General features: G+C 71.9%; 3 protein-coding genes. All 3 read left to right on the forward strand.

Annotation, left to right across the window (positions count from 1 at the left end; translation table 11 throughout):
* Window positions 1–2,149, forward strand: a 2,149-nt coding sequence (locus ABZT03_RS42940) for a Mu transposase C-terminal domain-containing protein (RefSeq protein ID WP_356049590.1), incomplete at its 5' end; no start/stop codon positions are given.
* On the forward strand, window positions 2,143–3,162 hold the full coding sequence (locus tag ABZT03_RS42945; RefSeq protein ID WP_356049592.1) for a TniB family NTP-binding protein: 1,020 nt from the start codon (window positions 2,143–2,145) through the stop codon (window positions 3,160–3,162). The genes ABZT03_RS42940 and ABZT03_RS42945, both read left to right, overlap by 7 nt.
* Before the next feature lie 11 nt (window positions 3,163–3,173).
* Window positions 3,174–5,178 (forward strand): helicase associated domain-containing protein (locus ABZT03_RS42950; RefSeq protein ID WP_356049594.1); only part of this gene is annotated, 2,005 nt, incomplete at its 3' end.

Consider the following 5,178-nt stretch of genomic DNA (forward strand, 5'->3'; position numbering starts at 1 on the left):
GGCCCTCGTCGGCGGGCAGGTGCGGCTGATCGCCGAGAACGGCGAGATGGCGGCGCTGCTGCTGTCGCTGTTGTTCGCCGACGAGGGGTTCGAGGTTGTGGCTGCGCCCCCCGCCTGCCGGGTGCCGCCGCTGGGCTTGCTGGAGTCGTTGCCCGTACCGGTGCGGGAACGGGCCCTGGCTTGGGAGCTGCATGTGCGGGAGGTGGAGACGGGGCACCCGGGCGGATCCGGTGCGGTTGGTCCTCCACGGGCTGAGTACGACCCGGATGTGCGGACGTTGGCGCAGCGGGAGGAGGCGAAGGCTGCAGAGTTGTCGGCGGCGGGTATGAGCACCAGCGCGGTGACGGTGCGGCGGATGCGGGCCCGCTACCGCGACGGCGGGGTGTGGGGGCTGGTGGATCAGCGGACCGTGCGGCCCCGGTCGGCGCTGGGGCGTGCGGACGAGCGGGTCGTGGCCGCCCTGCGAGAGGTGCTGGAGGCGGGGCAGGAACGCTCCAGCGGGACGCTGGGGCGGCTGCGTGTGTACACCGAGCGGCTGCTGGCCGAGCGGCACGGCCCCGGGACGGTGCCGCTGCCGTCGACCGCGACGTTCAACCGGCTCGTGCACGCCCTGGCCGACGGGCGCGGGCTGCTGGGCAGCGCGCGGCAGCGCCGCTGGCGCTCGGCGCGGCCGGCTCCCCCGTTCGTTCCCACGACGGTGATGGCGCCAGGTGAGCTGGTGATGATGGACAGCACCCTGCTGGATGCCTTCGTGGTGCTCGACGACGGGGTGGTGGAACGGCCCGAGCTGACCATCGCGCTGGACGTGGCAACCCGCAGCATCTGCGCGGCCGTGCTGCGCCCAAAGGGAACCCGCAGCGTGGACGCGGCGCAATTGCTGGCGCAGATGATGGTCCCCGCGCCGATGCGGCCTGCATGGCCCGAGGCGCTGGCGATGGAACGTTCCGTGATCCCGTACGAGCGGCTGCTGAGCGTGGACGCCCGCCTGGAAGGGACCGCGGCCCGGCCGGTCATCACCCCGCAGACCGTCGTGGTCGACCAGGGCAAGGTGTTCGTCTCGTCCTCGTTCGTCGCCGCCTGCGGATCGCTGGGCATCTCCCTGCAACCGGCACCGCCGGGCAACGGGCCGGCCAAAGGGCACGTGGAGCGCACGTTCTCCTCGATCAACACGCTGTTCGCCCAACACGTGGCCGGCTACACGGGTTCCCACACCGGCGAGCGCGGCCGGGATGCCGAAGGCGAGGCGGTATGGACGCTCGCCCAGCTAGACGACCTGCTGCAGGAATGGATCATCTGCGGGTGGCAGGAGCGCGAGCACGACGGCCTACGGCACCCGATGATGCCCCGCCGCGCCCTGTCGCCGAACGAGATGTGGGCGGCGCTGGTCGCCGTGTGCGGATACGTCCCGGTGCCGCTGGGGCGCGAGGACTACATCGAGCTGATGCCCGTCAGACGGCAGAAGATCAACGACTACGGCATCCGCATCGACTACCGTACCTACGACCACAAGACCCTCAATCCCTACCGCGGCGAAGCCTCGCCCGCGGCGGACGGCCTGTGGGAGATCCACTACAACCCGCACGCCCCCGGCTACGTCTGGGTGCGCCTGCCGGATGCCGGCCGGCCTCAGGGATACCGGTGGGAAACGGTGCCCTGGATCCACCGCACCCTGGTCACCGCCCCGTTCACCGACTTCACCTGGCAGCACGTCAGAAGCTCCGTCGCCCAGCGCGGCAACCGCGTGAACCGCGAACACGACCTGGCCCTCGCCCTGCGCGAGCTGCTGGAACGCGCCGCCGCCGGACACGGCAGCCGCCGGGACAAGGTCGTCGCCGCCCGGGCCCGCGCCCATGCCGCGAACGCAGACGGTGGGGTGTGGGGGATCCTCTACGGCCAGCAGCCAGCCGGGGTGCCCGAGCCCGATGACGAGGACGAGGACGTCTTCGCCGACGACGGCAAGGACGAAGACGTGGACGAGACCGAGGCCGAGGAGCCTTGCGCCGATGATGGTGCCGTGGGCATCCGGGCGGCTGAACGCGCGCCGCTGAGCGGCCCCTTGACCGGCTCGGCGCAGGAAGCCGACGTGCCCGCGGCGGCGCCTGTCCGGGTCACGGTCTACGACCCCTTCGAGGAGTCTCTGCGATGGTGAGCCCGTCCCCGAACGACACCGCCGGGTTCGCCCCGCTGGCCCCTGCGACCGTGTGGCAGGGCTGGGACGCCTTCGTCCACCGGGCGCCGGCCCCCGCCCGGGATGCCGCCGACCCAGCCTGGCCGCAGACGGAGCGCGAGGACTACCACTCCGAACTCGCCGTCATGCGCACCCCGGCCATGGACAGTGTCTTCACCGCCGTGCGGCGGCTGCTGCTGGTCAACCGCCGCCAGCAGGCCGGCGCCCGCCGCGGCCTGATCATCTCCGGTCCGGCCACGACGGGTAAGACCACCACGATGATGGCGCTCGGACGGTCCTTCCAGCTGGCCGACGCCCGCCAGCACCCAGGACAGGCAGAACGCAGACCTGTGCTGTTCATCAGCGTGCCGCCGGCCGCCACCCCGAAGATGCTCGTCAGCGAGTTCGCCCGGTTCCTCGGCATGCCCATCACCGACCGCCTCAACCAGACCCAGATCACCAGCGCCGTGTGCGACCTGCTGTGCGAGCTGGGCACCCAGCTGGTCCTCATCGACGACGTCCACCTCCTGGACACCCAACGGCGCGCCGGCGCGGAAACCTCCGACCAGCTGAAGTACCTCGGCGAACGCATCCCGGCCACCTTCGTGTACTCCGCCATCGACATCGAGGCCTCCTCACTGCTCAGCGGAGTGCGCGGGGCACAGATCGCCGGCCGCTTCAAGATCTTCCGCCACCGCCCGCTGGCGTACGCCACCGAACAGGACCAGGCCGTCTGGAACGACCTCGTGCAGGCCATGGAAGACCTGCTGCGGCTGCGCGCGCACCGGACCGGAACCCTGGTCAAACACGCCGTCTACCTCCACACCCGCACCGCGGGACGGATCGGCAGCCTCTCCCACCTCATCCGTGAGGCCGCCCTGATCGCCATCACCGAAGGCACCGAGCGGATCACCAAGCAGCTGCTCGCCGAGGTCGAACTCGACGCAGCAGCCGAAACTCAGGCCAGGCCGCCGCGGTCCGCACGAGGGAAGTAGGGGCATCCGGCATGGCACACCAGCACAGCACGACCGCGCCCAGCCGCACGCCCGGCAGCGGACACGCGCGACGCAAGCCGGCAGCGTCCGACGTCCTCGTCACGCCCCTGGCCGGCGGGGCGGCCGGACGCGTGGCACCGCTGCGCGGGGAGCTGACGCTGTCGTTCCTGAACCGGCTCGCCGCCTGCTACCACCTCGGCCTGCGCGACCTGCTCTCCGCCGTCACCGACGTCGGCGGCCAGCAGAACCTCACCGGCATGCTGTACCCGGACAGCGAGATCCACCTCAACGCCCAGGCCCGCGCCCGCGTTTCCGCGCTGAGCCGCGTTCCACCGCAAATACTCGAGCGGGCGCTGCCCGCATGGACGCGGGAAGAGCCGTCCGGCAAGTATGGGGCCGGGCCGGTCGGGCGGCTGATGCGCGGCGAGGAGGCCGTCGCGGCCTGGGGGCCGGCCTGCCCCGCCTGCGCTGCCGCCCGCACCGGACGCCCTGTGCCCGCCCGTCGGTACCTGGCGCCCGAGCAGCGGGTGTGCGCACGCCACCGGTACTGGCTCATGTTCCTGCCCGGAACCAGCGGGCTGCCTGTGCCCCTGGAGCGGTGCCCGGAGGTGATCGAGGCCCAGCGGCGGCATGCCCGGCTGCTGCACCGCTCCCCCGCCGCAGCGCATGCCTTCGAGGTCGCCCGCGCCATCACCGGCTCCTGGTGGGACCAGTCCTGGCCCGACGAGGAACAGCAGTGGCCGACACGCCTTGAGGCCACCCGGCCCGACGACGCTCATCCCGGCTGGTGGAAGGTGGCCGCCCGCGACCTCATCACCTACCCCGAGGCTGTTGCCCTCGCGCAGCTGCTGGCCTGCCGTCCCCTGCAGCAGCGCACCGTTGCCGAATCGGGCGGCCATCTCCCCTACCGGCTGGGCGAGCTGCCCCAGTTGTTGACCGGCATCGCCGACCGGCTCGGCCGGCCCTGGCTCGCCCATCACCTCGCCGCCGTCACCCACGGACCGCTGTTCACCTGGGCCCATTCCTGCGTACGCATCCGTGCCTCTTCAGAGAATGCACAGAAGACGCTATGGCGGGTGCACTCGGCGCACCGGCCCCGCCCCCTCAGCGACCTCCTCCCCCACCCGCCAGACGCCGCCGACGCCACGCTGGCGCCCCAGCCGAAGCCAGGCAAACGGCTACGTGGCCACAGCCTCCAGGCAGAGCACGCCTTCGACACGAGCCTCGCGCACGCCCGCATCTACCAGCAGCGGCACGGGCACCTGGCCGTCCCCAAGGAAGACGTGCCCGACGACTACCCGTTGGGCACGTGGCTGTCCAACATGCGCACCCGCCACACCAGAATGCCTCCCCACCAAGCCGCCGCCCTCCATGTGCTCTACCCGTGGTGGAACGCGCCCTGGAGCACCCTGTGGCAGCGCACCTGGCACCAGGCCCGCGATCACACCGACACCCACGGCCCGCTCCAGCCAACCCGCGGCTTTCCCACCACCAGCTACAGCCTCGGCGAATGGCTCCACCTGCAATGCACCCGCTACCCCGCCCTCCACCCCGAACAGCAACGCCTCCTCACCCAGATCGGCATCACCGCCCAAGCGGCGGCCGCCGCACGCCCGCGCCGCCGCAACCTGAAGGCCGGCGCCGAAGAAGCTCTCGCCCACGCCCGCTCCTACGCCGCCGAGCACGGCAGCCTGGCCTCCGTGACCTCGGCAACCGTCCACGACGGTTTCCGCCTGGGACAGTGGCTCGCCAACCAACGCAACTATCAGCGCACCGGCCACCGACCCCTGCCCGCCGGCCGCGCCCAGGCCCTCACCGCCATCGACCCCTGGTGGTGCCCGCCCTGGCACCTGACGTGGCAGCGTCACTACTACCGGGCCCAAGACGCCGCAGCCGGCCGCCGCCTCCAGGCCGAGAACGGCTTCAATACCCTCGACGACTCCGGTGCCGCCGACTGGCTGTGGCACCAGTGCGCCACGTACGACGAGCTCAGCGAGGAGCAGCGGCAACTCCTCA

The organism is Streptomyces sp. NPDC005574 (assembly GCF_040605435.1).
Classification (GTDB): Bacteria; Actinomycetota; Actinomycetes; order Streptomycetales; family Streptomycetaceae; genus Streptomyces.